The 26231-nt window shown below is 70.0% G+C and carries 26 protein-coding genes; 10 read left to right on the top strand and 16 right to left on the bottom strand.

The window, feature by feature from the left end; genetic code table 11:
- Window positions 1-473 precede the first annotated feature (473 nt).
- Window positions 474-1418: an ArsR/SmtB family transcription factor gene (locus tag ABD987_RS29185; RefSeq protein ID WP_345400893.1), complete on the top strand. Its 945-nt coding sequence runs from the start codon at window positions 474-476 to the stop codon at window positions 1416-1418.
- 40 nt (window positions 1419-1458) lie between these two features.
- Here ABD987_RS29185 and ABD987_RS29180 read toward each other — a convergent pair whose 3' ends face one another.
- Both ABD987_RS29180 and ABD987_RS29175 read right to left on the bottom strand, forming a co-directional pair.
- On the bottom strand, window positions 1459-1842 hold the full coding sequence (locus ABD987_RS29180; protein WP_345400890.1) for a hypothetical protein: 384 nt from the start codon (window positions 1840-1842) through the stop codon (window positions 1459-1461).
- Between the two features lie 91 nt (window positions 1843-1933).
- Window positions 1934-2998: an LLM class flavin-dependent oxidoreductase gene (locus tag ABD987_RS29175; protein ID WP_345400887.1), complete on the bottom strand. Its 1065-nt coding sequence runs from the start codon at window positions 2996-2998 to the stop codon at window positions 1934-1936.
- Between the two features lie 295 nt (window positions 2999-3293).
- Between ABD987_RS29175 and ABD987_RS29170 the strand changes: the two genes are divergently transcribed.
- On the top strand, window positions 3294-3920 hold the full coding sequence (locus ABD987_RS29170) for a TetR/AcrR family transcriptional regulator (protein WP_345400884.1): 627 nt from the start codon (window positions 3294-3296) through the stop codon (window positions 3918-3920).
- 41 nt (window positions 3921-3961) lie between these two features.
- Window positions 3962-4801: an imine reductase family protein gene (locus tag ABD987_RS29165; protein ID WP_345400881.1), complete on the top strand. Its 840-nt coding sequence runs from the start codon at window positions 3962-3964 to the stop codon at window positions 4799-4801.
- Between the two features lie 24 nt (window positions 4802-4825).
- Here ABD987_RS29165 and ABD987_RS29160 read toward each other — a convergent pair whose 3' ends face one another.
- Together ABD987_RS29160 and ABD987_RS29155 are read right to left on the bottom strand one after the other, a co-directional pair.
- Window positions 4826-6508 (bottom strand): hypothetical protein, encoded by a 1683-nt coding sequence (locus ABD987_RS29160; protein WP_345400878.1) that lies wholly within the window; start codon window positions 6506-6508, stop codon window positions 4826-4828.
- A gap of 164 nt (window positions 6509-6672) precedes the next feature.
- Window positions 6673-7110: a hypothetical protein gene (locus ABD987_RS29155; protein WP_345400875.1), complete on the bottom strand. Its 438-nt coding sequence runs from the start codon at window positions 7108-7110 to the stop codon at window positions 6673-6675.
- Between the two features lie 202 nt (window positions 7111-7312).
- Here ABD987_RS29155 and ABD987_RS29150 point away from each other — a divergent pair, with 202 nt between their 5' ends.
- Window positions 7313-9382: a glycoside hydrolase family 31 protein gene (locus tag ABD987_RS29150; RefSeq protein ID WP_345400872.1), complete on the top strand. Its 2070-nt coding sequence runs from the start codon at window positions 7313-7315 to the stop codon at window positions 9380-9382.
- Window positions 9383-9422: 40 nt separating this feature from the next.
- Here the strand turns inward: ABD987_RS29150 and ABD987_RS29145 are convergent, their stop codons facing one another.
- The 5 genes from ABD987_RS29145 to ABD987_RS29125 all read right to left on the bottom strand — a co-directional run bounded on the left by ABD987_RS29145 (window position 9423) and on the right by ABD987_RS29125 (window position 15040).
- A complete protein-coding gene (locus tag ABD987_RS29145) occupies window positions 9423-10568 on the bottom strand; it encodes a 4-hydroxybenzoate 3-monooxygenase (protein WP_345400869.1) in 1146 nt (381 codons plus the stop codon).
- A 235-nt stretch (window positions 10569-10803) separates the two neighbouring features.
- On the bottom strand, window positions 10804-11589 hold the full coding sequence (locus ABD987_RS29140) for an AraC family transcriptional regulator (RefSeq protein ID WP_345400866.1): 786 nt from the start codon (window positions 11587-11589) through the stop codon (window positions 10804-10806).
- A gap of 11 nt (window positions 11590-11600) precedes the next feature.
- The gene (locus ABD987_RS29135) at window positions 11601-13814 is read right to left on the bottom strand and encodes an alpha-N-acetylglucosaminidase (RefSeq protein WP_345400863.1); all 2214 of its coding nucleotides are present in this window, start codon (window positions 13812-13814) and stop codon (window positions 11601-11603) included.
- Window positions 13815-13926: 112 nt separating this feature from the next.
- Window positions 13927-14670 (bottom strand): SDR family NAD(P)-dependent oxidoreductase, encoded by a 744-nt coding sequence (locus tag ABD987_RS29130; RefSeq protein ID WP_345400860.1) that lies wholly within the window; start codon window positions 14668-14670, stop codon window positions 13927-13929.
- Between the two features lie 16 nt (window positions 14671-14686).
- Window positions 14687-15040 (bottom strand): hypothetical protein, encoded by a 354-nt coding sequence (locus ABD987_RS29125; protein WP_345400857.1) that lies wholly within the window; start codon window positions 15038-15040, stop codon window positions 14687-14689.
- Between the two features lie 99 nt (window positions 15041-15139).
- Between ABD987_RS29125 and ABD987_RS29120 the strand changes: the two genes are divergently transcribed.
- The gene (locus ABD987_RS29120) at window positions 15140-15496 is read left to right on the top strand and encodes an ArsR/SmtB family transcription factor (protein WP_345400854.1); all 357 of its coding nucleotides are present in this window, start codon (window positions 15140-15142) and stop codon (window positions 15494-15496) included.
- A gap of 19 nt (window positions 15497-15515) precedes the next feature.
- Here the strand turns inward: ABD987_RS29120 and ABD987_RS29115 are convergent, their stop codons facing one another.
- The 3 genes from ABD987_RS29115 to ABD987_RS29105 form a co-directional block, all read right to left on the bottom strand.
- A complete protein-coding gene (locus ABD987_RS29115) occupies window positions 15516-16382 on the bottom strand; it encodes a hypothetical protein (RefSeq protein WP_345400851.1) in 867 nt (288 codons plus the stop codon).
- Between the two features lie 3 nt (window positions 16383-16385).
- The gene (locus ABD987_RS29110) at window positions 16386-17780 is read right to left on the bottom strand and encodes an amino acid permease (protein WP_345400844.1); all 1395 of its coding nucleotides are present in this window, start codon (window positions 17778-17780) and stop codon (window positions 16386-16388) included.
- Window positions 17781-17875: 95 nt separating this feature from the next.
- Window positions 17876-18268 (bottom strand): VOC family protein, encoded by a 393-nt coding sequence (locus ABD987_RS29105; RefSeq protein ID WP_345400841.1) that lies wholly within the window; start codon window positions 18266-18268, stop codon window positions 17876-17878.
- 111 nt (window positions 18269-18379) lie between these two features.
- On the opposite strand from ABD987_RS29105, the gene ku reads away from it, so the two are divergent.
- The gene (gene ku, locus ABD987_RS29100; RefSeq protein ID WP_345400838.1) at window positions 18380-19324 is read left to right on the top strand and encodes a non-homologous end joining protein Ku; all 945 of its coding nucleotides are present in this window, start codon (window positions 18380-18382) and stop codon (window positions 19322-19324) included.
- Here ku and ABD987_RS29095 read toward each other — a convergent pair.
- From ABD987_RS29095 to ABD987_RS29085, 3 genes are read right to left on the bottom strand one after another with little or no spacing between them, the layout of a single operon-like run.
- Window positions 19311-19910 carry a DinB family protein gene (locus tag ABD987_RS29095; RefSeq protein ID WP_345400835.1) on the bottom strand — a complete coding sequence of 200 codons (600 nt, stop codon included), beginning with the start codon at window positions 19908-19910 and terminating at the stop codon, window positions 19311-19313. The genes ku and ABD987_RS29095 overlap by 14 nt on opposite strands.
- Before the next feature lie 38 nt (window positions 19911-19948).
- Window positions 19949-20290 (bottom strand): thioredoxin, encoded by a 342-nt coding sequence (gene trxA, locus ABD987_RS29090; RefSeq protein ID WP_345400832.1) that lies wholly within the window; start codon window positions 20288-20290, stop codon window positions 19949-19951.
- Entirely contained in the window at window positions 20290-20691 is a 402-nt protein-coding gene (locus ABD987_RS29085) for a MerR family transcriptional regulator (protein ID WP_345400829.1), read from the bottom strand. The genes trxA and ABD987_RS29085 overlap by 1 nt, the downstream gene beginning before the upstream one ends.
- Before the next feature lie 106 nt (window positions 20692-20797).
- Here ABD987_RS29085 and fgd point away from each other — a divergent pair, with 106 nt between their 5' ends.
- The 4 genes from fgd (at window position 20798) to ABD987_RS29065 (ending at window position 24819) form a co-directional block, all read left to right on the top strand.
- Entirely contained in the window at window positions 20798-21802 is a 1005-nt protein-coding gene (gene fgd, locus ABD987_RS29080; RefSeq protein WP_345400826.1) for a glucose-6-phosphate dehydrogenase (coenzyme-F420), read from the top strand.
- A gap of 369 nt (window positions 21803-22171) precedes the next feature.
- The gene (locus tag ABD987_RS29075; RefSeq protein ID WP_345400823.1) at window positions 22172-22651 is read left to right on the top strand and encodes a hypothetical protein; all 480 of its coding nucleotides are present in this window, start codon (window positions 22172-22174) and stop codon (window positions 22649-22651) included.
- Between the two features lie 107 nt (window positions 22652-22758).
- Entirely contained in the window at window positions 22759-23625 is an 867-nt protein-coding gene (locus ABD987_RS29070; RefSeq protein WP_345400820.1) for a hypothetical protein, read from the top strand.
- A gap of 318 nt (window positions 23626-23943) precedes the next feature.
- Window positions 23944-24819, top strand: a complete 876-nt coding sequence (locus tag ABD987_RS29065) for a serine hydrolase (RefSeq protein WP_345400817.1) — start codon at window positions 23944-23946, stop codon at window positions 24817-24819.
- On the opposite strand, the gene ABD987_RS29060 is transcribed toward ABD987_RS29065, so the two are convergent.
- Complete coding sequence (locus ABD987_RS29060; RefSeq protein WP_345400814.1) at window positions 24816-26171, bottom strand: pyridoxal phosphate-dependent decarboxylase family protein; 1356 nt, start codon at window positions 26169-26171, stop codon at window positions 24816-24818. The two genes, ABD987_RS29065 and ABD987_RS29060, sit on opposite strands and share 4 nt — an antisense overlap.
- Window positions 26172-26231: the final 60 nt, after the last annotated feature.

Raw genomic sequence — 26231 nt, 5'->3', positions numbered from 1 at the left:
TGGTTGTTCCTGGCGTGGCAGAGCCACCACCTCCCCCATCCGTCCCTCATTGTCCGAAGGCTGTTGTTCGCTGTCGAGGCCCCGGCGCCGAACAACACCGACGGACTACACAAGGTGGGGATTTCCGCGCCACGCAGGCCGTGCGGTACCACCATGTGCGAGAGAGGTGAGCTGTCATGTAGCCCAGCTGCCAAGGAACTACCACGCGTAGCGGAGCCGTCGGCCACGTCGGTGTGACGTCACCAAGGGGGTGGTGCGTCCGTTCGCCACGGACGCGCGAGGCGCGCCGTCGGATGGCCGCCGCTCGGCTACGCGAAGGAACATCGAATCGGGTCTGGCCGCGCACTCGGCGGATCATGCGGGAACGCGGGCAGGTTTGGTCATCGAAAAGGGTTACGGGGCCGGAACGGTTCCTGCCAATGGGGGAATGTGTGGTTTTACGTATCCATTTCACGGCCGAAGATCTTTGCCGGGTGCGCGTGGCGCGAACGGCGCATCCCACCTGGGAAGCCGCACTGAGCATCAACAGCCTGCAGGCTCCTGGCACCCCGGCACATCTGTGGCACTGGCGTGGCGGGCTGCGGGAGGCCGTCCGCCGGAGCCCTGACGGCTCTCGCAGGCTGAGTGCGGCTGCGGCCCTCGTGCCCGCCGCGGGGCGCTTCCCGGACTTCCTGACGCCGCCGGTCGGCGACTCGGACGTCGAGGCGCATTTCGCGGCCATTCTGTCGTTGCCCGCGGCGGACCTGCGCGACGATCTGCGCCGGACGTTCGCCCACCGCGGCGCCGTGCCGCGGTGGGCACGCCGGCTCTTCGCCGACGGCCGCACGGACGAAATCGTCGAACTGCTCCGCTGGTACCACGAACTGGCGGTCGGCCCGAGCTGGCCGGTCGTGCAGCGCCGGGTCGACGCCGAGCGGGCCCGGTACACCCAGCGACTGCTCGACGACGGCGTCGAGGGACTGTTCCGCCACCTCCACCCCTCGATCCGCTGGCGGAATCCGGTGCTGGAAGCCCGCTATCCGGTCGACCGCACCATCGTGCTGGCCGGTCGCGGCCTGACCGTGGTCCCGGCCCACTTCTGCTGGGGCGGGCCGGTCACCTTCCTGCACACCGAGCAGCCGACCCTGGTCTGCCCGGCCGGTGGCCTGACCTCCGTCATGGCCACCGAACCGGGCGAGTCCGTCCGGCGGCTGGCCGCGCTGATCGGGCGCACCAGGGCCCGGCTACTGGCCCAGGTGGTCGCCGCGGCGACCACCGGCGGCCTTGCCGCCGATCTGGGCATCAGCGCGGCCTCGGTCAGCCAGCACACCAAAGCCCTTCGGGAAGCCGGTCTGCTCACCACGACGCGGTCCGGTCCGGCGGTCCGGCACGTGCTCACCCCGCTCGGCCGCGCGGTGCTGGACGCGGGCCAGGGCTGACCACGACCGGCTTCCCTTCGGGGAAAGGAAAATCCGTTCGCTACGGCCGGTTCAGCGGGGAGACGTTGAAACTGAAGAACTCCTTGTGCGACACCGAGTGGGTGTTCGGGTCGTCGTTCGGCGGGAAGATCGCGTCGATGAACAGCCCGCCGCCGCAGTTGGGCTGGGAGAACAGGTTCAGCACCGAGTCCTTGGTGTGATTGGCCAGGTAGTTGGCCTTCTCACCGAGCACGCCGTGCACGGTGTAGCACTGCCGCGGCACCAGGTCGTGCACGGTGACCGGGACCGGCACGGACGGTGCCGACCACACGGCGCTGTCCCCGGACGGGCAGGCGCCCGCCACTCCGGCGGTGGCGGCCACCAGCGCGACGGACGCGCCCAAGGTGGACAGAACGCGGTAGGTGTTTCTGCGGTACGTGCTCATGTCGTGCTACCCCTCGTCTTTCGTCTTGATCCGCATACTTCCAGACCCCTGCCCCGTCCGCACCCAAAATGACTCAGCCCGATGGCGGCGCTCAGGTGAGGAGTTCGGCGAGCCGGGCCATCTCGGCGGGCGGGTCCACCACCGGCTGGACGAGGAGTTCGTCGATGCCCGCCCGTTCCAGGGTGGCGAGACGGGCGCGGAGGTCGTCGCGGGTGCCGATCATGGCGAGGGTGTGCATCAGCGAGGGCAGGACCAGATCCCGGTCTCGTGGTGCGATGCGGCCGAGATAGCCCGGGTAGAGCTTGGTGTGCCGGTCCGGTGCGGTGGCGGTGGTGCCACGCCGGTCGAGGAGCCGCCGCACCGCTTCGCGTTCCTCGGGGCCGAGCCGGTCGGCGAAGGCGGGTGTGTCGGCGGCCGTGTCGGCCGCGAAGGCCAGCAGCGAAAGGACGAGGTGGCCCGTCGCGTCCCGGGCCGCGTCGCCGTCGGGGTCCTCGCCCTCGGCGAGGACGTGCAGCGCGGTGACCAGGTAGGAGTCCGTGCGGGCGCCGGGGTCGTGGGGCGTGCCCGGGGCGGCGTGGCGGCGGGCGTGGTGCAGCGCCTGCCAGGCGGTGGGGTCCAGCAGGCCGAAGGAGACGAGACCGGTGCCGCGACGGCCGGCGACGGCGGCGGCCTTCGGGCCGAGCGCGGCCACGACGAACTCGATCGGGTCGGTCGTGTTCACGTGTGCCCCGGCGTGCAGGAACCGGATGTCGCGGACCCGATCGCCTTCGCGGTGTTCGGTCGATCCTCCGGCGCACAGATCCTGTAGCGCGGCGGTGAACCTCTCCAGCGTGGCCGCCGTGGTGGGCGGCATGCCCAGAGCGCGCCGGGCGGTGTTCCCGGTACCGACCCCGCAGACGATCCGGCCCGGTGCCAGTGCGTTGAGACTGGCGAACCCGCTCGCGGCGGCCGGGGCCGAGCGCAGTGCCGGGGAGGTCACGCCGATACCGAGCTTGATGCGCCGGGTGGCCTTCGCGCACAGGGCCAGTGCGACGAAGGGGTCGCCGTGGACCATCGGGGTGTCGTTGAGCCAAAAACTGTGCAGTCCCAGTTCCTCGGCCCGTGCGGCGAGGTCCTCCACACCCGGCTGCGCGGTGACCACGACGCCTGCGCGCATCCCCACCTCCACGGCAGTCGTCCGAGAGCGGACGACTTCGTCTTTGAGATTACGACATGAGCCGCGAAGGCTTACTTCTGTGGCGTCCGGCCGTCGGTGCCGGGCAGACCCATGTGCAGGGTCTCAATGAGGTCTTCTCGCGAGGGGTGTGTCGTGTCCTGAAGGGGCCTTTCGGGACGTTGAGCGTCTTCAAGGGAGCCTTCGGGACGCCCATGTGGGGTGAACGGGTTGCTACCCGCTGCCCGGCCGGTGAGGGGAAGCGTTGACGGGATGCGTTGGGCCGTAGCCTGGGGTGATGGGCGGCGAGATGGTGCCGGAGCGGCCGAGGACCGGCAGGATGAGCAGGTCGGAGCGGCGGACGCAGTTGGTGCGGACCGCCTTCGAGATTGTCCGGTTCGAGGGTGCCAACGCGCTGACGCTGGTCCGGCTGGCTGAGCGCGCAGGGGTGTCCCGGCCGGTCGTCTACGACCATTTCAGCAGCCGCGAGGGGCTGCTGATGGCGTTGTACCGGGACTACGACGAGCAGATCGTGCGGACTGTTCGTCAGGTGTCACAGGAGCAAGCCCGGTCGCTGGACGAATTGGTCTCGGCATTCGCCGCGGCGTATGTCGAAGGTGTGCTGGCCGCGGGTAGGGAGTGTGGCGAGGTGCAGGCCGCACTGCTTGGCAGTCCGGAGACCGGGCAGTTCCTGCGGCAGTCGCGGCGGTTCTACGTTGAGGAGTTCCGCACCGCGCTGGAGCCGTTCGTGTCGCTGTCCGCGGAGGCTGACCTGGCGCTGTTGACGGCGATCCTCGGGATAGTGGAATCGCTTGCCCGAGCGGCCGCCGAGGAGGAGTTCTCCGCCGCCCACGCGGTGGCAACGGCGACCAGCGCGGTTGTGGGTGTGCTGCGCGGAAACTCCCGACAGACGTTACCTACATAATGTAGCCTACATTGTGTAGGTAACGCTGAGAGGGAGTGCCGATGACATCGCAACTGCCCGCCATGCCGACGGTCGTGATCGGTGGGAACGTCCGAGCGCTCGCGCTGGCCGAGGTGCTGGACCCGGCCCTCGTGTGGTCCCCGACCGCGGCGGAAGCGATGATGTCCCTTCAAGAGACACTGGCCGAGCCGGCCCTCGTGGTGTTGTGCCTGGACGACTACGACGGCCTGACGGACATGCTCGACCGGCACGAAAAGCTCCTGGCCGGACAGGACATCGTCAACCTCACCTCCGGGACGAGCGCGGAGGCGCAGGAGGCGGCGGCCCGGTTCGCCGCGATGAGCGCGAAGTACCTCGACGGCGCGCTGATGGCCCACCCCGAACACGTCGGCAACGCGGAGACCGTGGTGGTCTACAGCGGCTCGGCCGAGGTCTTCCAGCGCAACGAAGGCGTGCTTGCCCGGTTGGGTGCGGCGACCTACCTCGGCCCGGACGCGGGCACCGCGGCGCTCTACGACGTGGCGATGCTGAATTTCGCCTGGGCGACGCTTGCCGGGTACCTGCAGACGGCCACAATCCTCAGCACCGCCGAGGTCCAAGCGGAATCGTTCACACCGATGCTCACCCGGTGGTTGAGCGGCACCGTCGTGGACGTCATCAAGGGCTACGCCACCCAGCTCGACCGCGGCGACTACCCGGGCGACGAGGAGTGGCTCGAACTGGACTATCCGCTGATGCGCCACCTCGTCCAGGTCAGCGAGGAGCGCGGATTGGACACGAGGTTGCCGCGACTGATCGAGTCCCTGACGGCAGAGGGAATCGCGGCCGGCTACGGCAAGAAAAGCTTCGCAAGCCTGACCAAGGTCATGCGCCACGGGTAGGCTTCTTGCGCCTTCCAATTGTGCTCAGTTGGTTTTCGAGGTGGGTAGATGCGCCCCGAGGTAGCCGACGTAGACGTGTCCGGTGTGGTCGGTGTCGTCGAGGAAGTGCAGCCGGGGCGCCGGGGGTTTGAAGCGCTCCAACGCGATGTGCGCGCCGAAGTACTCCCGTCCGGTGGGGTTGGTGTCCGGGCTGACGCGGAACGTGCGGGCCTGGCGGAGCCGTTCGTTGGTGGTCACGGTTTCCGATTCGGTCAGCGCGATGATGTTGGCGCTGATCAGCGAACCCGGCTGGCCGGTGCGGGCGAAGGCGAGCACGTCGCACAGTTCCGGGCCCGGCTCGCGGCCCGAGCGCCGGATCGTGGTGCGGGCGCGGGCGTACGCGTCGAGGGTGCGCAGCGCGTCCCAGGTCTTGCGTCGCCAGGCCGCCGCCTTCGGATGGTGGTCGAGAATCGTGGTCGGGCCGAGTTCGGCGGTGATGTCGAGGTTGGGCAGTGCCTGGGACGCGGTCGCGAACAGGTCCGCGAAACTGGGGAATTCGGCGGGTTCCTGGCTTTCGTGGCCGGCGTCCTCGATGACGGCGACCTCGCCGGTGGCCTGCGCGAGCGCGCCGGCGAGCAGGCCGTTGGCGCGGCGGAGGTCGTCCCGTTCGTGCTCGGCCTGTTCGAGCGCCTTCGCGTATCCGTCCACTGTGGACTGTAGCTGGGTGATCTGGTCGTGCAGCGCGTCGGGGTCGACGGCGGAGAGCTCGTCGAGGCGGCACCGCAGGCGCTTCGACTCGCTGGCGATGCGGGCGCGGTGGGCCTCCTCAGCGGCCGATCGCCTGCGCAGGATGGAAATGACGCCGCGGGCCTCGGCGAGTTCGCGTTCCACGCGGTGCAGTTTTTCGGCGAGCGCCGCGTCCGGCGGCGGGTCCGCCGGGGCGAACGGATCCGAGGACCACCATTCCCGCACCGAGGGCACCGCCGCCCAGTCCGCCGGGAGCGGACTCCGGCTCCTGGCCTGGATCTGCTGGGTGATGGCGAGGTCGAGCGCCTCCGGCGGGGGAGTCTCGGTCCTGATCATGTCGGCCAGCTCGTCGCAGGGCGGGACGTAGAGCCGGGCGCCGGTCGGCACGGCGCAGCCGAGCGGGAGGCAGCCGTTGAGCGAACGGCGGAACCGGTCGTCGACGTCGAAGACGTTCACCAGCCCCGGCCAGCCGTCCACCGGGATCGCGTTGTCGTCGCTGATGATCAGCAACGCCGTGGTCCGCGACGGCGAGACCATCGCCTCGGCGAGCAGGCAGGCGACGCGTTCGCAGTCCTCGCGCGGCCAGCCCCGCAGGCTCAGCGAAGGCCCGTCGATGGGGATCTCGTCGCGGCCGCTCGCGCCGAGTTCCTCCAGGCCGATCCGGTGCGCCGGTGCCTCGACGCCGGTGCGCCACGGCCGGGTGCAGGCGGCGGTGAGCAGCCAGGCGATCCGGTCCTCGCCGGCGGTGTAGCGCATCGAAAGTAATACCTGGACGGAGTAGCGCTTTTCGGTCTCTTCCCAAGAGAACCGCAGATCACAGCGCCGTTCACCGCCGTCGTCGGAACAGCCGGGGCCGACGATTTCGTACCCGGGCGATTCCCGTTCGCGCTGGCGGGAAACCAGCCTGTTGCGCAGGGAGTCGAGCGGGCGTTTCCCCTCGACGGGGATGAGGCCGTCGTGCCAGATCCGGTGCACCCCCACTGGGCAACTCCGTTCGCCGCGGTGCGTGGATGAACGGCACAGTATCGGATGTGAGTGGTGCGTGGAGTCCTTGACAGGGCGGCGAAATACCGGGAAACGCAGTCTTCACCCACGTAGGCGACGCGGGCGGGTGAAAATGTTACGCACCGAAGTGCGACGCGTTGTCAGCGGTGGAAATAGGAATCGTAGGTTCCCGCGGGGAGAAGTGCGTCCGGTCCGGTCCACGCCGACGGTGTCAGGGTGAACACCGCCGCGCCCGCGAGTGCGATCGCGACGGTGAGCAGGCCGAGGTAGAGCCCGAGCCGCGCCGCGTTCGACCCGTTCTGGAGCCGGGCGCCGGCGAAATACCCGAAAACGGTCGAGAGGACACCCGCCGGGATCATCGCGAACCACAGCGCGCCGAGCACGAGCACGAACACCTGGCTGATCCACGAGTAGGGCGGGACGGCCTGCATCTGGGCGCGGATGACCAGCCAGGCCACCCAGGTCGCCACCGTGAGGACCATCGCGACCGCACTGACGGAGACGGACGCGATCGCCAGTCCGTGGCGCGGCCGCGCGGTCGCAGGGGCGTCGTCGTGGTCGAGTTCCGGTGTGGACATCGGCTTGCGGTCCCCGTCCGTTCGTCGGCTGATCCACAGTGCACATCGTCGGCCGGGTCGTCGTCCGTTACCGGCGGGTCGGCGGAGCGGGCACTCGGCTGTCCGGCGGTCTGGACACCACGCAGGTCGTGAGCAATACTGTTCAGAAATTGAGGCTTTCGAACAGTATTGCTCATCCAGTCTGTGTGTAGCGGAGGCTCGAATGCGCTCACCCCGTCCCTGGATCAGCTGGTGCACCGCGGTGTCCACCGGTGCGCTGATGCTGGCCGTCCCGACCACCGCCGAGGCGGGGCCCGCCCCGGCCGTCACCGAAGCCGCGCACGCGGTCGAAGTGCACGTTCCGCGCAGTGCCACCGCACCCGGGTACACCGTGTCCGTTGCGAAGGACGATCTGCGGATCACGACCTCCCGCGCGGGCCGGACCGTGCTGCGCGGCAGCGGCGGCGACACCGGGACGCTCCGGTTCGCCGCCGGGGGCACCTGGCAGCACGCGACGAAGGTGACCGGCTGGTCGTGGCGCGAGGGCACGTTGCGGATCACTGCGGCCACCACCGCGCCGGGGACCACCGCCGAACTGCGGCTCACCCCGGACGCGGACCGGTACGCGCTGGCCTGGGACGTGCGCGGCGCGACCGCCGAACGGCTCGGGCTCACCTACGACCTCGGTTCCGCCGGGCACTGGTACGGCCACGGCGAGACGGCCACACCGCAGGGCGGCCCCGGGGTGGACCAGCCGTGGCCGTTGGAGCGCGGCACCGTGCGGGACAAGGCCTTCGGCCCCGCGTCGTACGCGATGATCGATCCGTTCTGGTACACCTCCTCCGCCGTCGGCCTGTGGGTCGACACCGGCGAGGTGATGGACGTCGGCCTCAACGACGGCGGCGACGGGCTGGGCCGGTTCGTCGTCCAGCACGGCGGTACCTACCGGGCGACGGTGTTCGTCGAGGACACCCCGCTGGAGGTGTACCGCGACTACGTCGGGATCGTCGGCAAGCCGGCGAAGAGCGACAGCACCTACCGTCAGTTCAGCGAACCGCTGTGGAATTCGTGGGCGCAGTTCTACACCAAGGTCGATCAGGCGAAACTGCTCGACTACGCGGAAAAGCTGCGCGCGAACGGCGAGCCGGGGCACACCATCCAGCTGGACGACAAATGGGAATCCCACTACGGGAACCTCACCTTCGACGCGAAGACGTTCCCCGATCCGAAGGCGATGTCGGACCGGATCCACGACCTCGGCTTCGACTTCGGGGTGTGGGTGACGTTGTGGGTCAACCTGGATTCGGCGAACTACCAGTACGCCGTCGACCACGGTTACCTGCTCGCCGACCGCGCCGATCCGGCGAAACCGTGCCGGGTGACCTGGTGGAACGGGGAGGCCGGGATCATCGACCTCGCCAATCCGGCCGCGAAGTCGTGGTACGAGAACAATCTCCGCCAGCTGATGGCGAAGTACCGGATCGACGGGTTCAAGTTCGACACCCGCTTCTTCGACGACCGGTGCGCGCCGAGCGGCGGGAAGCAGCGTTCGGACTACCAGCGCCTCGGCGCCGAGATGGCCGACCAGTTCGACCTGCAGGGCGCCGGGATCCGGGTGCACTGGACCCCGGAGGCGCACCGGAGCGGGATGACGATCCGCCAGGAGGACAAGGGGACCGGCTGGAACTCGGTCAAGGCCTCGGTGACCCAGAACCTCGCGATCTCCACCGTGGGCTACCCGTTCGTCGAGACCGACATGATCGGCGGCTCGCTCAGCGATCCGCCGCCGTCGAAGGAGGTGCTGATCCGCTGGGCGCAGTCGGCCGCGCTGATGCCGCTGATGTACTCCTCGACCTCACCGGTGGACACCTGGGACGTCACCACCGGCAAGCACGTGGTCTACGACCAGGAAACCATCGACCGTTACCGCGCGGCGGTGAAGACGCACCAGCGGCTGGCGCCCTACCTCTGGGACCAGGTCCAGTCCACGTTGAAGACCGGCGACCCGATCATGCGGCCGTTGTTCTTCGACTTCCCCGAGGACCAGCGAACCTACACCGTGGACGACGAGTGGATGCTGGGCCCCGCCGTGCTCGCGGCGCCCCAGCTCACCGCGGGCACCAGCCGGGACGTCGTCCTGCCGCGCGGGCTCTGGTTCGACGTCACGAAGAAGCGGATCGTCGGCGGTGGCACGACGTTGACCGGGTACGCGACGCCGCTGGGTGTCACGCCGGCCTTCGTCAACCTGCTCGCCCCCGGTGCGGACAAGGCGCTGCGCGCACTGTCCACATGAGAATGATCGCCCGCGCGGCCCGGCCGCGCGGGCGATCGGCCTACTCGATCATGCGGGCCAGCCGGGCGAGGGCGAGCTGCCTGCGGAACTCCCCGGTGCGGGAGGAATCCCCGGCGTCGTGCATGGCGTCGGTCATCTCGACCGCGTAGACCTGCGTGTTCCAGACGTGGCGCAGGCAGGTCTCGGAGTAGCTGTCGAGCAGGCTCGGGTCGTTCTTTTCGACCTGCTGGATCACGGCGCGCGCGAAGACGTCGGCGTCGTTGAGCGCGAGGCTCATCCCCTTCGCGCTCATCGGGGAAACGAGGTGCGCGGCGTCCCCGAGGAGATGGAGCCCGCCGTAGCGCATCGGGCTGTACACCACGCACCGGAGCGGCACGAGCTGCCGGTCGGTGATCCGGCCCGTGGCCGCCACCGGTGCGCCGAACCGCGCTCCCAGCTCACGCCAGACGCGCTCGTCCGGCCACTGGTCGAGGGTGTCGGTGAGCGGGCACTGCAGGTAGAACCGGCTCGCGTTGGGGCCGCGGGTGATCTGCGCGGCGAAACCGCGGGAGTGCACCGCCATCACCGCCAGGGGATCCGCCGGTACCTCCGCCAGTACGGCCAGCCAGGCGTACCCGAAATCGTGGGAGTGGCAGGTGAGGACGTCGGCGGGAATGGAGGCCCTGCTGACGCCGTGGTAACCGTCGCATCCGGCGACGAAGGCGCAGTCGATCACCCGCGCCGCGCCGTCGGCGTCCCGATAGCGGACCCGGGGGTGCTCGCCGTCGAGGTCTTCCAGGGAAACGTCACCGGCTTCGAAGCGAAGGTCGCCGCCGTCGCGAAGAAAGGTCTCGGTGAGATTCCGGACGAGGACCTGCTGCGGGCAGAAGACGCTTTGGCCGCCTTCGTCGTCGTACTGCGCGGGTTTCCAGCTCCGCTTTTCCCCCTCGATCAGCAGGGGCATTCCTTCCCGGTCGGTTGAATCGGTGGTAGGGCCGACGACGACCTCTTCGAGTCCCCACTCGCGGAACAGGCGTACTCCTCGGCTGTCGAGGGCACCGGCTCGCTGCCGCTGCGCGAGGTGTTCACGGCTGTGCTTTTCCACGATGACGCAGTCGATACCGCGGCGCAGCAGGAAATTGCCGAGGGCGAGCCCGGCGACTCCGGCGCCGATCACGACCACCGTGGTTTGTTCGTTTTCACTCATGTGTTTTCCGTACTTTTCGGAGAAAGGCGATGGGGGAACGGCCCGGTTGGTGCGCGGGCCGTCGATATCCACTGTGGCCCCGCCGAGGCCTGCCGCCCACCGGTAACCGGACAGCGAGTACGGGAAAGTCGCCAACCTGCGCCGCGGGCCGGGGCTGCCTCCCGTGGCGGGTGGGTGCTGAAGGACGCCTTCAGTGCATGGAGCGCACCGAAGGCGTCCTTCAGCACGCCCGGTGCTACTCGCTGTCGGAGCGCAGTTCGGCCTGGTAGCGGCCTGGGGTCTGGCCGACGACGGCGGTGAACGCCTCGATGAAACTCGTGGGATTGGACCACCCGCAGGCGATCGCGGTGTCGGTGACCGAGCGGCCGTCGGTGAGGTGGACCAGGGCGTGGTGGACGCGCAGGATGGTGCGCCAGCGGTGGAAGCTCATGCCCAGCTCGGCGTGGCACAGGCGGCTGAGGGTGCGTCCGCTCGCGCCCGCGGTCCGGCCCAGCTCGACCAGGGTGGCGGCCGTGGCGGGATCGGCGCGCAGGAGGTCGGTGACGGCCCGCAACCGGTCGTCGCGCGGTTCGGGCAGGTGCAGGGACCTCTCGGGGGCCTCGACGAGCTCGTCGATCACCACCGCGCGCAGCCGTTCGTGGGCGCCGGGGCGGGCCTCGCGCCGGGTGGTCAGCGCCAGGAGGGCCTCGCGCAGCAACGGACTCACCGCGAACACGCTCGGATGCGCCACGAGCGCGTCGCACAGGCCGGCCGGGATGACGACGAGGCGGGCGTCGGTCCGGCCGTAGAAACGGTGGGAGTGCCCGAATCCCGGCGGCGTCCAGGTCACCCGGCTGGCCGGCGCGACCCAGGTGCCCCGCTCGGTCGTGGTGGCCACGACACCGCGGGCCGCGTACACCAGCTGGCCGTCGGTATGGGAATGGACGTCCATGTGGTAGCCGTGGTCGAGCCAGCCCGCGCCGTGGGACACCTTCGGCGGGAACGTCGGCGGCGGCGTGACGGACGGGCTGGGGCGCGGCATCGACCGCCAGCCTACCGGCGCTGGCGCGGCGCCGTGGCCAGCTCCCCGGCGATCCGGGCCGCCGCGGTGTGGGAGTCGCCGTGCGGCCGGACCGCGTAGCGCTGGTGGCCGTGTGCCCACCCCTCGTCCAGCGCGAACCAGTCGATCGGCCGCGGCTCGCGGTGTTCGGCCAGCGCGGTGTCCAGTTCGGTGAAGTAGGTGCGCCAGCGGTGTGTGTAGAGGTCGCCGACGAGCCCGGCCCATTCGCGGTTGGCGTAGTCGTGCAGGCCCTCGGCGTCGCTGTCCCGCGTGCCCCACACAGTGAGGATCGAGCGGGCGTCGAACTCCAGAAGGTCCTTTTCGGACGGTGAGGAACCCGCCTTTCGTGCCGCGTCGAGCCAGCCGCCGAGCAGGAAGTGCTCGTCGGTGCCGAGCACCGAGTCCAGCAGGTCCATCCCGTGCAGCCAGGTCCCGGTCAGCGCCCCGAAGCGCGCGCGGTCCTTGGCGTCGTAGGCGGCCTTGATCCGCGGGAGCAGTGTGCGGCTCCGATTGGCCAGCACCTGACGCGCGACGTCGACCAGGTCGTACCGGTAGGCCGAACTTCGCCGCAGGGCAGGGGAAACCTGGAGCAGCTCGGTCAGCGCGCGCTCGAACCTCGCCGGGTCGTACCGGAGATGATCGGGACTCCAGGCCGCGGCGTGCGTGGTGGTCAGGCTCGGCCGGGCGCCGTAGAGGCCGTCCGCGGCCTCGCTCCAGTTGTCCGCCCGTGTCGTGCCGTACGCCGTTTCGCGGAGGATGTTCCACGCGGCCTTCGCGTGCGGATCCTCGCCGCCGTACCGGGATTCGGCGTACCGGTCGAACCAGGCCGCGAGGTCGACCGAGCCGGGCGTCCAGGCGAGGTCGGTGAGCAGCGTCATCGCGGCCGGGTTGTTGTCCGCGCCCTCGGGCATCACCGCGATACCGGACAGCCTGCTCCCCGGCTTGTCCCTCCACTGTGGATAGAGGCGGGCCCAGTCCGGCGTGTTGGCGCCGATCGCGGTGTGGCCGCCGAAGTTCCAGATGCTGCCGAAGGCGTACGGCGTGCCCTGCCAGTCCTTCTCCCGGTCGGTCACCGTCGGGTAGCGGTCGGACAGCCCGTCCACGATGAGCATGCGGCTCTTGTCGACGGCGCCGAGGATGTCCGGGCGTGGGTTGGTCTGCCAGCCGAGGATCGCCCAGATGGCGTCCGGATGCGCGGCCCGCAGCGCGTGCTGGACGGCCTTGGCCGCGTCGGGAACCGGCACGTCGCCGGGGTTGCCGCCCTCGTGCAGCAGGTCCATTTTGTACATCGACGAATCGCCGTACAACGCGCTTTGGTTGCGGTAGAAGGAAGCCGCGACCTTCGCGAAGCGTTCGTCCCGCGGATCTAGCCAGTCCGGCCTGCCGAACCCGCCCCAGGTGCCCTGGCCGACGACGTGCGCGCCGGGGTTGCGCTCGGTGAACCTCGGCGGCACGGTCCCGAAGTAGCCGGGGAACACCGGGGTCATGCCGAGTTCGCGCAGCCTGCCGACGATCCGCCTGGCCAGCTCGGTGCGCTGGTCGAGCAGGTGCTCGGAAACCGGTCCGGCGAACCCGGACATGTTCTGCAGCAGCCACCACGGCTGGTGCGCGGGGCCGGGGACCCACGCCCGCAGCTCGGTGTCGCCGTAGCCGAATTCGCGGAAGGTCCGCCGGTAGACCTCGTCCTGCCCGAGGTAGACCAGCACCTCGTTGATCCCGTGCAGGGCGAGGACGTCGATTTCCCTTTCCCAGTATGCCCAATCCGCGTACGGCCGGGTGTAGCCGTCGTTCGTGTCGTTGAACGCGAAGCGGTGCGGGACGTCGGCCTTCCGGACGATCGGCCGCTCGGGCGCGGGCAGCACGCGGGGCAGGTTCAGCTGCTGCCCGGTCCACGAGATGTCGGCCTTGACGACCTCGCGGAGGTAGGTGTGCACGCCGGTGAGCAGCACCGCCGGGCTGGTGCCCTCGACGAGGACGTGCCCGCGCCGTCCGGAGATCCGGTAGCCGTCGCCCCCGTTCTTCGGCACCGCGCGCAGGCGGATCTGCTCCTGCCTGCCCGGCAGCAGCCGGTCGAGCGCGCGGGCGGCGGGCCCGGTGTCAAATGCCTGCGGGCCGTCCGGCCCGGCGGACGCGGTGGTGACGGTACTCAGCAGCGTGGCGAGCACGGCGGCCACGAGGACCAGGCAACGGAGTCGCGAAGGGCGCATGGCTGGCTCCCGAGGGGAGGGGGATGAGCCGGAATGTGCTTTAGTGCTCGATTGGACGCCGAATCGCACATGATCGTACAGTTGGTCTACGCCAATATGTCAAGAGCGGCGGTCAGCGCATGAGGACACCGCCGTTGATGTCGTAGGTGGCGCCGGTGACGAAGCCCGCGGTGTCGCCGGCCAGGTAAGCGACGAGCCCGGCGATCTCGGCGGGCTCGGCGATGCGGCCGACCGGGATCTGGGCGGCGAGTTCGGCCTTCTTCGCCGCGCCGATGGTATTGACCATCGGGGTTTCCATCATGCCGGGCGCGACGGCGTTCACGGTCACCCCGTCGGCGGCCAGCTCGGCGGCGAAGTTGCGGGTCATGGCGATGAGCGCGGCCTTGGACACGCCGTAGTGCGCGCCGGTGGGGCGGGCTCGCTGGCCGGCCAGTGAGGCGATGTTCACGACCCGGCCGAATCCGCGTGCTCGCATGCCTTTGGCGACGGCGCGGGTGAGGAAGAAGGCGGCGCGGACGTTGACCGCGAACACCGCGTCCCATTCGGCGGGTTCGATCTCCCACAGTCCGCGCATCGGTGCCATGGCGGCGTTGTTGACGAGGATGTCGATCGGGCCGAGGCGTTCGGCGGCCTCGGTGTGGGCGGCGTCGAGCCGGTCGAGGTCGGCGAGGTCCGCGGTGATCGCGACCGCACGTGCGCCGAGGCGCGCGGCGGTGTCGTGGTTGGCCCGCGCGTCGCGGTCGAGCAGTGCCACCTGCGCGCCGTGGGAGTGCAGGGTTTCGGCGATGGCCGCGCCGAGGCCGCTGGCGGCCCCGGTGACCAGTGCGGTCCGGCCGGTCAGCTCGGGTGTGGACATGAGGTACTCCCGGAGGCTAGTGGGTGGCGAAGAACAGTTCGTGGCCGATGCGCGCGTCGATTTCGAGGTAGCGCCACAGCGGGAACTCGCCGACCCGCTCGGTACGCACGATCTCGCAGACGGTGCGCACGGCGGCCAGGTCGGGTGCGTCGGCGAGGACGTAGGAGATGGGTTCGCGCGCGCCGGTGCCGACCTGGAGGAGGTCCTCGTCGAGGGTGCCGAGCACGGTGACGCCGAAGCGCTCGCCGAGCCGGTCGAAGGCGGGCGGGATCGCCTTGAAGACCTGGGCCTGCTCGTCGGCGGGCGCGGCGTAGAACTCGCGGGTTACCCAGATGCGGAACAGGACACGCAGCTGATCGGAGGCGGACACGGCACTCCCTTCGTCGGCCGTCATGGAGTTGCCATGGCGGAATGGATAGAGAACAATCGAACTGTCGTGACAGTATCAAACAGTTAGAGAGTTCTCTAAATGGCATCGGACACAGGAGTGCGCCGCTCGGCCGCGGCGGACGCGGACCAGCCCGGGATCGACGGGATCAGGCTCGACGCCGTGTTGCAGGCGGCGGCCGATCCGATCCGCCGGTACATGCTCGCGGTGCTGGCCGAACGCGGCGAGGTGACGGCCGCGGAGATGGACCTGCCGGTGACCAGAGCCACCGGCAGCTACCACTGCCGGATCCTGCGGCAGGCGGGGTGGACGCACACCAGGGTGCGTGGCCGGGAGCGGTACCTGTCGCTGCGCCGGGAAGACCTCGACGAGGTGTACCCGGGCCTCGTGGACGCGGTACTCGCCGCCGAACGGGCCGAACGGGAACGACGGGCCTGAACGCCGTCGGGTCGGCGTCCTATGTGGACGGTGCGGCGCGCAGCTCGGTGACCAGCGCGCGCAGCCACCGCTCCCGGAACGCGGGCTCGGCGGTGAGCCGCCGGACGAGCAGCTCACGCGTGGTGCGCCTCCGACCCGCCTCGACCAGCGCGACGGCCTCGGCGAGTGCCTTCCGTGTCCGCGCGTCGTGCCGGGGCACACGAACGCTGTCGTCGGCCCAAGCCCACTGGCCGAACGAGGAGGTGAGCTTCTGCTGATGATTGCCCAGATAGCTCCACACGCCGGGGTCGAGGGAGATGTTCTGGATCGCGCTCGCGGGCAGCTCGCCGGTCCACGCCGCGTGGATCTGTTGCCAGCGGCGGGTGTTCGGGCTGGTCCGGTACTCGCAGGTGACGCCGAGGAACCGGACCTTGCGGCGGATGACGTTCCAGGCCGCGCGCTCGTCGTCGATCCAGTCGCGAAGCCATCGGTACAGCTGGGCGTACGTCGAACCGGACGAGACGAGATCGGCGAAAACCGTCGGCTCGGCACCACTCGCCATCGTGGCGGGGGAGACCCCGGCGGCCGCGAGGTTGGCACGCAGCTGCCGGAGGTCCCGCTCGTCGAACTCGCTCCACGCCCAGCGGGCGGTGGACAGCGGGAGCTGGTGGATCCGGCCGCGCCAGGAGGTTTCGCCGAGCGCGCCGCTGAGCAGGTCGAAGACGCTGTCCAGCGAGCGTCCGACGAAGTGGATCTCACCGCCTCCGCTGCGGGCGAGCACCTTCGCGGCACAGTCCGTCAGCTCGTCCAGGAACGGCAGCTCCGCCGAGGGGACGTCGTCGAGCAGCGTCCCGAGCTGGTCGGGGCGCACGAGATCCCAGCGGAAGGGGCGGTTCGGGCCGGACATCGGTCAGTGCGCGGCCGTGCGGAAGCGGCCGCGGACGAACGCGATCACCAGCACCGCCGCGGCCAGTGCGGCCGAGCTGAGCAGCTGGGAGCGCGAGCCGGCGTCGGTGAGCATGAGCACCGTCACCGCCGCCATCGCGGCGATCGCGATCCAGGTCAGCACCGGGAATCCCCACAGCCGCACCGGAAGCCCGTCCGGATGCTCCTGCAGCAGGGTGCGGCGCAGGCGCAGCTGCGAGGCGGCGACCATGATCCACACCAGCAGCAGGTTCGCGCCGACGGTGTTGAGCAGGTACAGGAAGATCGTGTCCGGCCACAGCAGGTTCAGCGCCACCGCCACGAACCCGAACGCCGCCGAGGCCAGCACCGCGGGCCGGGGGACGCCGCCGGGGCTGACCTTCGTCAGCAGGCGCGGCGCCTCGGCACGCTTGCCGAGCGAGAAGATCATCCGCGCGGCCCCGTAGAGGTTGGCGTTCAGCGCCGAGAGCAGCGCCAGCAGGATGACGACGTTCATCACCTGCCCGGCCGCGGGGATGCCGAGATGGTCGAGCACGGCGACGAAGGGGCTCTTGCCGACCTTGCTGTCGTTCCACGGCAGCAGGGTGACCACGACGATCATCGAACCGACGTAGAACGCCCCGATCCGCCACAGCGCGCTGCGCGCCGCCCGGCCGACGGCGCGGGCGGGATTGTCCGACTCCGCCGCCGCGATGGTGATGACCTCCAGGCCACCGAAGGCGAACACGACGGCCAGCAGCGCGCTCACCACGCCACTCCAGCCGTTCGGCAGCAGGCCGCCCTGACCGGTCAGGTTCGCCAGTCCCGGCGAGTCGGTGCCCGGCAGTACCCCGAGGATCGCCAGCACGCCGAGGACGAGGAACCCGACGATCACCACGACCTTGATCATCGCCAGCCAGAACTCGAACTCGCCGAAGTTCTTCACCGCGGTGAGGTTCACCGCGGTGAACAGCGTCATGACGATGAGTACGAGGGACCACTGCGGCAGCACCGGGATCCAGTCGTGCACGATGATCGCCGCGGCGGTGGACTCGACCGCGAGCACCACGACCAGCGTCGCCCAGTACAGCCAGCCGACCAGGAACCCGGCCCACGGCCCGAACGCGCGCTCGGCGTGTTCGGAGAAGGAACCGCTGGCAGGCATCGCCGCGGCCATCTCGGCCATCATGAACATGACGAGCAGCGCGAGCAGTCCGGCCAGCGCGAAGGACAGCACGATCCCCGGCCCGGCGAGCTTGATGCCCGCGCCCGAGCCGACGAACAGGCCCGAGCCGATGACCCCGCCCAGCGCGAGCATGGTGAGGTGCCGTTGACGCAGGCCGTGGGACAGACGGGACGTCGTGGACGCACCGGCGTCCTTGCCGGTGAGTTCGGAAGTCATCGACGGATGTCCTTTGGTGGTGGGGGACGGGCGAGCCGAGGCTAGCCGGATGCCCGCGCCGTGTCCGCCCCATTAAGTCGGGGATGAGGGCTCGGTCACACCTGCCCGGCGGGCGTGACCCACTCCACGAACTCGACGACGACGCCGTTGGGATCGGTGACCTGGAACAGGCGCTCGCCCCACTCCTCCTCGCGCAGCGGCAGGGTGATCTCCACGCCCTCGCCGGTCAGCCGCGCCAGTTCGGCGTCGAGATCCTCGACCACCAGCGCCACGATCGTCCCGGCCACGTGCTGGTCGCGGAACCCGGGCGGCAGGATTTCCAGCCCGCGCCGCAGGAACACGACGTTCGTCGCGGCGTCCTCCCGGCCGAGCGAGGTGAAGCCGTCGGCCGCCATCAGCTCCTGATAGCCGAGGTGGCGAGTGAAGAACTCGCTCGACGCGGCGACGTCGTCGACGGTGAGCGAGACGGTGCTGGACGTGACCTTCAAGCGGACCTCCGTGCGGATCGGCGATTAACTCTGTACAGCGTACAGGATTTTGCCGGGTTTGGCACGCGGATTCCGCGGTAACCCGGCCGGTGGAGCGTGAGGAGGTCGCCGATGGCGAGACCGATCTGGCGTGGGGCGCTTTCCTTCGGCCTGGTGACCGTCCCGGTCCAGCTGTTCAGCGCGATCGAGGACCACTCGGTGCGGTTCCGGCAGTTCGAGCGCGGGACGAGCGATCGCATCCGGTACCGCCGGGTGAACGAGCGCACCGGGAAGGAGGTGGCCTACGAGGACATCGTGAAAGGCTACGAAACCGGCGACGGCGAGTACGTCCTCGTCGAGCGGCAGGAACTGGACGAGATCGCGCCCGGCCGATCGAAGACCATCGACGTCGAGGCGTTCGTGGACCTGGGCGAGGTCGAGCCGATGATGTTCGACCGGACCTACTGGCTCGGGCCCGGCAAGGAGGAGTCCGACCGGGCCTACGTGCTGCTGCGCGACGCGTTGACCCGGAGTGGCAAGGCCGGGGTCGCGAAGTTCGTCATGCGTGGCCGCGAGTACCTCGCGCTCGTGCGGGCGGGGCCCGGCGACATCCTGCTGCTGGACACCCTGCACTTCGCCGCCGATCTGCGCGATCCCGCCGAGGATCTGCCGCGGCTGCCCGGCGCGGTGAAGACCAGGGCCAAGGAACTGGACATGGCCGTCGGCCTGATCGACGCGATGAGCGAGGACTGGCGCCCCGAGGAGTACCGCGACACCTACACCGAACGGGTCCGTGGACTGGTCGAGGCGAAGAAGGCCGGGGACACGGTGGTGCCCGGGGCCGAGCCCGGCGAGCCGACGAAGGTGGTCGACCTGTTCGAAGCGCTTTCACGCAGCGTGGAGAGCAGCCGCCGTCGCGGCACGAGTACGCGACGCAAGGGCAAGCGGGCGAAGGCGGGCCCGGAGCTTTCGGACCTGCCGAAGACCGATCTCGACCGGCTCGCCCGCGAACGCGGGATCAGGGGCCGGTCGAAGATGAATCGCGCCGATCTGGAGAAGGCGCTCAAGGCGTCGTGAGGCCACCCGCCTTCCTGGCCGCCTGCTCCAGTTCGGCCCGGTAGTTCTCCCACCACGTCCCGTCACCGGCCGGCAGATTGCCGGAGTCCGCCCGCAGGCCCGCGCTCCCGTCGATCAGCTCGCGGACGATGTCGGCGTGCCCCGCGTGCCGGTCGGTCTCGGCGATCATGTGCACCAGGATCCGGTGCAGGGTGACCTCGGCGCGTTCCTCGGGCCAGTGCGGCACGTGGCCGGTGGACTCCAGGGTGAGCGCGTCGATGGTGGCGTCCGAGTGCGCCTGCACCGCCCGGTAGAACCCGACGATGTCCGCACGGGACTCGTCGGCGGTGGCCCACATGTCGATGTTGGGCACCGTGTCGATGTCCGCCAGCCACGCCGGTGCCGCCGGGAACGGCCTGCCGAAGGTGTCGCCGAAGTACGCGATTTCGCAGCTCGCCACGTGTTTGAGAAGGCCGAGCAGGTTGGTGCCGGTCGGCGTCATCGGGCGGCGGATGTCGTACTCCGACGCACCGTCGAGCTTCCACACCAGTGCGTCGCGTGCTATCTGGAGATAGCGGTGCAGGTCCTGCTTCGGATCCGAGGTCATGCCGGAACGCTAACAGCGGGCACCGACAGAAACGGCGCTCAGGAGGTCAGGGCGGCGTCCAGTTCGGCCAGCAGCTTCGCCTTCGGCCGGGCGCCGACGAGCGAGCGGATCGGCGCACCGTCGCGGAAGAGCATCAGGGTGGGCAGCGACATCACCCGGTACTCCCGTGCGACGAGCGGGTTCTCGTCGGTGTTGAACTTGCGGACGAGCAGGTCGCCCGCGCGTTCGGCGGCGATCTCGGCGAGCACCGGGGCGATCATGTGACACGGCGGGCACCACTGCGCCCAGAAGTCCACCAGTACCGGCCTGTCCTGGCGGAGCACCTCGTGCTCGAAGGTGGCGTCGGTGACGACGACGAGATCGGTGGCGGGCGCGGACATCAGGACTCCTCAAGGGGGATCGACCGGGTCACCCGGCACGGATCGGGACGCCGTGCCATCGCCTCGGTCAGCTTCGTCACCAGACCGGCCCGTACGGCTTCGAGCCGTGCCAGGCAGGCGTCGACCTCCGCGAGCTTGCGCTCGTAGACCTCGACCGAATCGGCGCAGTCGTCCCCGGCTTCGTGCCCGGCACGCAGGCAGGCGACGAACGGCCTCGTGTCGTCGAGGCTGAGACCCGCGGCCTGCAGGCTCAGGATCTCGCCGACCAGCCGGACGTCCTCCTCGCCGTATTCGCGGTAGCCGTTCTCGAGGCGACGCGCGGTGAGCAGTCCCTGTGTCTCGTAGAACCGCAGCGCGCGCGTCGTGGTCCCCGCTCGCCGGGCGAGTTCACCGATTCGCATGTCCTCGACGGTAAACGTTGACGCTTACGGCAAGGCAAGCGTCGCCGGGTTGCGACTACGTTGGGTGGTGGAAGAGGGACGTTCTCAGGAAGTGGTGGTGGGCCGGATGGCTCTGAAGATCGGGTACAAGGCGTCGGCCGAACAGTTCGGCCCGCGGGAGCTGGTCGAGTACGCCGTGCTCGCCGAGCAGGTCGGGCTGGACAGCGTCATGGTGAGCGATCACTACCAGCCGTGGCGGCACACCGGTGGGCACGCCCCGTTCTCGCTGTCGTGGCTGTCCGCGGTGGGGGAGCGCACCTCGCGCGTCATCCTCGGCACCAGTGTGCTGACCGCGACGTTCCGGTACAACCCGGCGGTGATGGCGCAGGCCTTCGGCACGCTCGGCTGCCTCTACCCCGGCCGGGTCGTACTCGGCATCGGCAGCGGCGAGGCACTCAACGAGGTCGCCGTCGCGCGCATCGAATGGCCAGGGTTCAAGGAGCGGTTCGCCCGCCTGCGTGAGGCCGTCGAGCTGATGCGCACGCTGTGGCGCGAGGACCGCGTCACGTTCGAGGGCGAGTACTACCAGACCACCGACGCCACGGTGTACGACCGTCCCGAGGGCGGCGTGCCGATCTACATCGCGGCCGGTGGCCCGGTGATGGCGAAGTACGTCGGCAAGCAGGGCGACGGCTTCATCTGCACCAGCGGCAAGGGCATGGAGCTCTACACCGACAAGCTGCTGCCCGCCGTCGCCGAGGGCGCGGCGCAGAACGACCGGCAACTGTCCGATGTGGACAAGATGATCGAGATCAAGCTGTCCTACGACCCGGACCACGAGAAGGCGCTGGAGAACACCCGCTTCTGGGCGCCGCTTTCCCTGACACCGGAGCAGAAGCACGGGATCGAGGACCCGGCCGAGATGGAGCGGGCCGCCGACGCGCTGCCGATCGACCAGGTGGCGCGGCGCTGGATCGTCACCTCGGATCCGGCGGAGGCCGTCGAGCAGATCCGGCCGTACGTGGAGGCCGGGTTCGACCACCTGGTGTTCCACGGGCCGGGGCACGACCAGGAACGTTTCCTGAAGAGCTTCGCCGAGCAGGTGGTCCCGCGCCTGCGCGAACTCGGCTGACGCCGGTCCGTGAATGCCACATTGAGGGACTCAGAGTCCCTCAATGTGGCATTCACGGATCTCGGCCGAGGGGTGTGTCGTGTCCTGAAGGGGCCCTTCGGGCCGGGCAGACGCTCGGCCCCTGGTGTCCTCAGCGAGAAAGCCCAACGCACCGAACGCCGCATTGGGTGCGTCCAACGCACCGAACGCCACATTCGCTGCGTCCAACGCACCCAATGCCACATTGGGGCGCTCGACCCCGCGGATCACCTGCCGCTTGAGGGGGCGCCGAAGTGCCGTTGAGGCCACCTTACCGGCGTCAGACGCCGGTAAGGTGGCCTTAACGGCAGGCCGTGGCAGGTACCCCCGGGGAGTAGGTACGGTGGGGGCATGGTGCGTGGCGCGGCGGGGTCGGTCAGGGCGATCGCCCGGTCGCTGACGCTGTGCGCGCTGCTCGCCGGGGTGTTCCTCATGCACGGACTGCCCGCGCAGTCCTGTGCCGCCGGCGCGATGGCCGACCACTCCATCACCGGGCACGCCATGGCCGGGAACAGCCGGGCCGGGAACAGCGTGGCCGGACACGACGTGGCCCGCGCGATCCCGGCGTCTTCCCCAATGGGCGCGGCGAGCACCCCGGGCCAGGCGGGTCTGCCGAGCGCGGCGCCCGCGTCGGGGCACGGCGGCGTCTGTGTCTTGACCCCGCCGCCGCGCGGCTGGGCGGCGCTGGCGCTGCTCCTGCTGCTGGCCCTCGCGCTGCTGTGGGTGTCCTCGCCGCGAGGCGTGACACTCCGGTTCACGCGGCTGGCGCGGCACAGAGCGCCACCCCGCGCCCCGGATCTGCTGAACACCCTGTGTGTTTCCCGGACGTGACAGGTAGCGGCCTTCGCTGACCTGTTCACCTCGCACGCGTTCTTCGTGTGTCCTTTGTGGAAAGACACTTCGTGATGCCCGTTTTCTCTCGTCCCTCTTCCCGTTCGATGATCCTGCTCGCCGTCGTGACGGCGGCGGGCCTGCTCGCCACCGCCTGCTCCAGCGGCGACGGAATGTCCGGAATGGACCACGGCGGCCCTGCCAGTTCGGCCGCGCCCACGTCCGGGCACGACATGCCGGGCATGGCCATGCCCTCCGGTGACGGCCTCGCCGCCGAATCCGCCGGGTTCCGGTTCGCCCCCGAGACCACGACACTGCCCGCCACGCAACCGTCCGCCTTCCGCTTCCGGATCACCGGGGCCGGCGGTGCGGCGGTGACCGCGTTCGAACCGGAACAGACGAAGCTGATGCACTTCTACCTGATCCGGTCGGACCTCGGCGGCTTCCAGCACCTGCACCCGACGATGGCGCCCGACGGGACGTGGACGGCCGGGCTCGCGGCCGCCCAGCCCGGAAAATACCGCGCGTACGCGCAGTTCACCACGAAGGACGGCGCGGGCAAGGCCGTTCCGCTCGTGCTGAGCCAGCAGGTCACCGTGCCCGGTGACGCGCCGGACACGCCGTTGCCCGCGGCCTCGTCGACGACCACTGTGGACGGTTACACGCTGACATTGAGCGGGGACAAGCTCATGGCCGGGATGAGCCACGAGCTGACCGTCACGGTGGCGAAGGACGGCAAGCCGGTGACCGACCTCCAGCCCTATCTCGATACCTACGCGCACCTGACCGGCTTCCACGCCGGAGACCAGGCCTTCGCCCATCTGCACCCGCACGGCGAGGTCAAGGGGGAGCACGGCGGGCCGGAGCTGAAGTTCGAGGCGACGCTGCCGAAGGCCGGTGACTGGCGGCTGTTCGTGCAGTTCCGGACCGGCGGGGTGCTGCACACCGCCGCGGTGACCCTCGCCGTGAGCTGATCCGGGTCGGTCCGTGGGGGCCTCCTTGAGGGACCTAGAGTCCCTCGGGGAGGCCCCCACGGACCAACAGTGCCCTTGTGGACATCGTGGGGTGTCCGAAGAAGCAGTTCCGTTCCGCACGAAGTGGACCGCCCCTACCTGGCCGTACCCGCCGGCGGATCGGCCATCCGGCCGACCCGCGGGCCCTTTCCGGCCGGGTTCTCCACCGGCTGGCCACAATGCACCGGCTCTTCGGACGATGGCTCGCGAACTTCACGCTGAATAGCTTCGGATCCGTTCAGTTTCCGTCCAAGGTGGACTGTCGCCGGAGGAGTTCGGATGAAGGTGCTCGTGGGGGTCGCCGCGCTCGTCGTGGCGGGGGTTCTGGTCGCCGTGATCGTCCTGACCGGCGGGTCCGGTGGCGAGGACTGGCACAGCGGGTGCGCTTCGGCTCCGGCCGAGGTGGCGGGCAAGCACGCGAACGCCGTCGCCGAGGCCAGAAACGCGTTGCTGAGCAAGGGAAACGACCCGCTTCTCGAAATCGAGGTCGTCGACCTGGACGCGTGCGCGGTGGAGCTGAGCTGGAAGGCCGATCAGCCACAGCCCACCGCGTCGGTGGTGAAGCTGCTCATCGCGCTGGACCTGATCGACAGCTCCGGAGTGCCCTCGGGCAGCGAGGAGAAGGCCGTCCACACCATGCTCGCGGCCAGCGACGATCGCGTCGCCAGCAGCCTGTGGCAACAGCGCGGTGGGCCGGCGATCGTCGTGCGGCAGGCCAAGAGGCTGGGGCTCGCGCACACCTCGCCCCCGGCCGAGGCCGGTCAGTGGGGCTCCACCCAGATGTCGCCCGAGGACGTCGTCACGGTCTACCGGTACATCACCGCGCAGCTGCCCGAGGAGGAGCGCGAGTTTCTCACCGAGGCGTTGGAAAGCGCTCCCCGCAACGCCGCCGACGGCTTCGACCAGCACTTCGGGATTCCCCGCGCGTTTCCGGGCGCGGACTGGGCGGTCAAGCAGGGCTGGGGCCGTTCCGGGGGCCGCCGGGTGCTCAACACCACGGGCCTGGTCCGCACCGCGTCCCGGACCTTCGCCGTCGCGGTGATGGGCTCCTGGAACGAAAACGTCGACTGGACCACCGCGACCACGGCGCTCACCGCCGCCACCGGCGCGCTGAAGGGCTCACTCGTCTCGGGCGGCAACTGGAATCTCGGTTAACCCCGGGCGGCGAGCTTTTCGACGCGCCGGTGCAGCGTGTCGAGATAGTCCTCGGCCTCCGGTTTCATCAGCACGCTGCGCAGCACCCGCGCCCGGTCGGCGTCCGCGGCGAACCCGGGGTGGCGGCGCCCGAAGTCGGCCGCGCCGGTGGACAGCACGCTCAGGAACACCGGATCGTCCCGGTCGGTCATGCCCTCGCGCAGCACCCGGGCCGAAGCGGCGTCGACCGCGCTGAGCCGGGGCTCGGTGACCGGGAAGTAGCTCACGATGTCCAGCTCCGGCCGCTGGTAGAGCCACAGGTGTTCACTGTGCTCGATCAGCTCCGCCCAGCGCGCCGCCGCGCGCCTGCCCGCGGCCAGCACCGCGCCGAGCCCGTCGGCGGTCGGCGGGAACAACCGGAACGTCAGCCACAGCGCCGCCGCGGCCGCGCCCGGCCGGGAGCATTCGAGGCTGATCTCCCCCAGATGCAGTTCGTCGGAGGTGAAGTAGGTGTAGGGCGAGTCGTGCCGGTAGAACCGCCCGACCGCCGGATCGGCGAACAGCACCGCACCACAGCCGTAGGGCTGGAGGCCGTGCTTGTGCGGATCGACCACCACCGAATCGCAGCCCGCGATCGCCCGCCACGGCGCGGCGTCGAGCCCGTCCGTGCCCGCGAGCAGGGTGAAGAACCCGCCGTAGGCCGCGTCGACGTGCACCCGGACGCCGTGCTCGCGGCACAGGGCCACGACCTCGTGGATCGGGTCGACGACGCCGAGCCCGGTGGTGCCCGCGGTGACCACCACCGTCCCGACCGTGCCGCGGCCGAGCACCTCGCGCAGGGCGCCGGGATCCATCCGGCCCGCCGCGTCCACCGCGACCGCGGTGCCCTCGACGGCGAGCAGCCCGCACATCCTCGCGTGCGTGTAGTGGCTTTCCGCACTGAAGGCGACCCCGCGGCCCGGATGGATTTCCCTTGCCACGTAAAGGGCTTCGAGGTTGGCGATGGTCCCGCTGCTGGTGAGGTGGCCCAGGTGCGTGCCGAAGCCGAACATCGTGGCCAGCTCCGCGACGACCTCGCGTTCCATCCGCGCGGTCGCCGGTCCGCCGTCGAGGGCGTGGTTGTTCGGATTGACCAGCATCGCGGCGAGATACCCGGCGATCGCGGCCGGATGCGGCGGCTTGAGCATCTGCCCGGCGTAGCGCGGATGGAAGAACGGGTAGTTGTCCTCGAGCCGCTCGGCCAGCTCGTCCACAATGGACTCCAGCCGCGTCTGGTCGACGCGCAGCGCCTCGGCGACCCGGTACTCGCCGAACCGGGACGTCCAGCGGTCGTGGTTGTCCAGCACTCGCGTCAGCGCGCCACGCAGATCCATCGCTCTCCCCGTGTCGAGGCGAACCGGTCGTTCGGGGCCGAATATAACACGGGAAGAGCG

Origin of the sequence: Amycolatopsis samaneae, from assembly GCF_039541975.1 — a bacterium.
GTDB lineage: Bacteria > Actinomycetota > Actinomycetes > Mycobacteriales > Pseudonocardiaceae > Amycolatopsis > Amycolatopsis samaneae.
Note: the sequence above shows the minus strand (reverse complement) of the source record. Positions and strands in the feature narration are given on the sequence as shown.

Excerpts from the sequence above, each read along its gene's own strand:
- ABD987_RS29180 (WP_345400890.1), bottom strand. The coding sequence starts at position 1,842 with ATGAGCACGTACCGCAGAAACACCTACCGCGTTCTGTCCACCTTGGGC.
- ABD987_RS29175 (WP_345400887.1), bottom strand. The coding sequence starts at position 2,998 with ATGCGCGCAGGCGTCGTGGTCACCGCGCAGCCGGGTGTGGAGGACCTC.
- ABD987_RS29170 (WP_345400884.1), top strand. The coding sequence starts at position 3,294 with ATGGGCGGCGAGATGGTGCCGGAGCGGCCGAGGACCGGCAGGATGAGC.
- ABD987_RS29165 (WP_345400881.1), top strand. The coding sequence starts at position 3,962 with ATGACATCGCAACTGCCCGCCATGCCGACGGTCGTGATCGGTGGGAAC.
- ABD987_RS29155 (WP_345400875.1), bottom strand. The coding sequence starts at position 7,110 with ATGTCCACACCGGAACTCGACCACGACGACGCCCCTGCGACCGCGCGG.
- ABD987_RS29150 (WP_345400872.1), top strand. The coding sequence starts at position 7,313 with ATGCGCTCACCCCGTCCCTGGATCAGCTGGTGCACCGCGGTGTCCACC.
- ABD987_RS29145 (WP_345400869.1), bottom strand. The coding sequence starts at position 10,568 with ATGAGTGAAAACGAACAAACCACGGTGGTCGTGATCGGCGCCGGAGTC.
- ABD987_RS29140 (WP_345400866.1), bottom strand. The coding sequence starts at position 11,589 with ATGCCGCGCCCCAGCCCGTCCGTCACGCCGCCGCCGACGTTCCCGCCG.
- ABD987_RS29135 (WP_345400863.1), bottom strand. The coding sequence starts at position 13,814 with ATGCGCCCTTCGCGACTCCGTTGCCTGGTCCTCGTGGCCGCCGTGCTC.
- ABD987_RS29130 (WP_345400860.1), bottom strand. The coding sequence starts at position 14,670 with ATGTCCACACCCGAGCTGACCGGCCGGACCGCACTGGTCACCGGGGCC.
- ABD987_RS29120 (WP_345400854.1), top strand. The coding sequence starts at position 15,140 with ATGGCATCGGACACAGGAGTGCGCCGCTCGGCCGCGGCGGACGCGGAC.
- ABD987_RS29115 (WP_345400851.1), bottom strand. The coding sequence starts at position 16,382 with ATGTCCGGCCCGAACCGCCCCTTCCGCTGGGATCTCGTGCGCCCCGAC.
- ABD987_RS29110 (WP_345400844.1), bottom strand. The coding sequence starts at position 17,780 with ATGACTTCCGAACTCACCGGCAAGGACGCCGGTGCGTCCACGACGTCC.
- ku (WP_345400838.1), top strand. The coding sequence starts at position 18,380 with ATGGCGAGACCGATCTGGCGTGGGGCGCTTTCCTTCGGCCTGGTGACC.
- ABD987_RS29095 (WP_345400835.1), bottom strand. The coding sequence starts at position 19,910 with ATGACCTCGGATCCGAAGCAGGACCTGCACCGCTATCTCCAGATAGCA.
- trxA (WP_345400832.1), bottom strand. The coding sequence starts at position 20,290 with ATGTCCGCGCCCGCCACCGATCTCGTCGTCGTCACCGACGCCACCTTC.
- ABD987_RS29085 (WP_345400829.1), bottom strand. The coding sequence starts at position 20,691 with ATGCGAATCGGTGAACTCGCCCGGCGAGCGGGGACCACGACGCGCGCG.
- fgd (WP_345400826.1), top strand. The coding sequence starts at position 20,798 with ATGGCTCTGAAGATCGGGTACAAGGCGTCGGCCGAACAGTTCGGCCCG.
- ABD987_RS29075 (WP_345400823.1), top strand. The coding sequence starts at position 22,172 with ATGGTGCGTGGCGCGGCGGGGTCGGTCAGGGCGATCGCCCGGTCGCTG.
- ABD987_RS29070 (WP_345400820.1), top strand. The coding sequence starts at position 22,759 with ATGATCCTGCTCGCCGTCGTGACGGCGGCGGGCCTGCTCGCCACCGCC.
- ABD987_RS29065 (WP_345400817.1), top strand. The coding sequence starts at position 23,944 with ATGAAGGTGCTCGTGGGGGTCGCCGCGCTCGTCGTGGCGGGGGTTCTG.
- ABD987_RS29060 (WP_345400814.1), bottom strand. The coding sequence starts at position 26,171 with ATGGATCTGCGTGGCGCGCTGACGCGAGTGCTGGACAACCACGACCGC.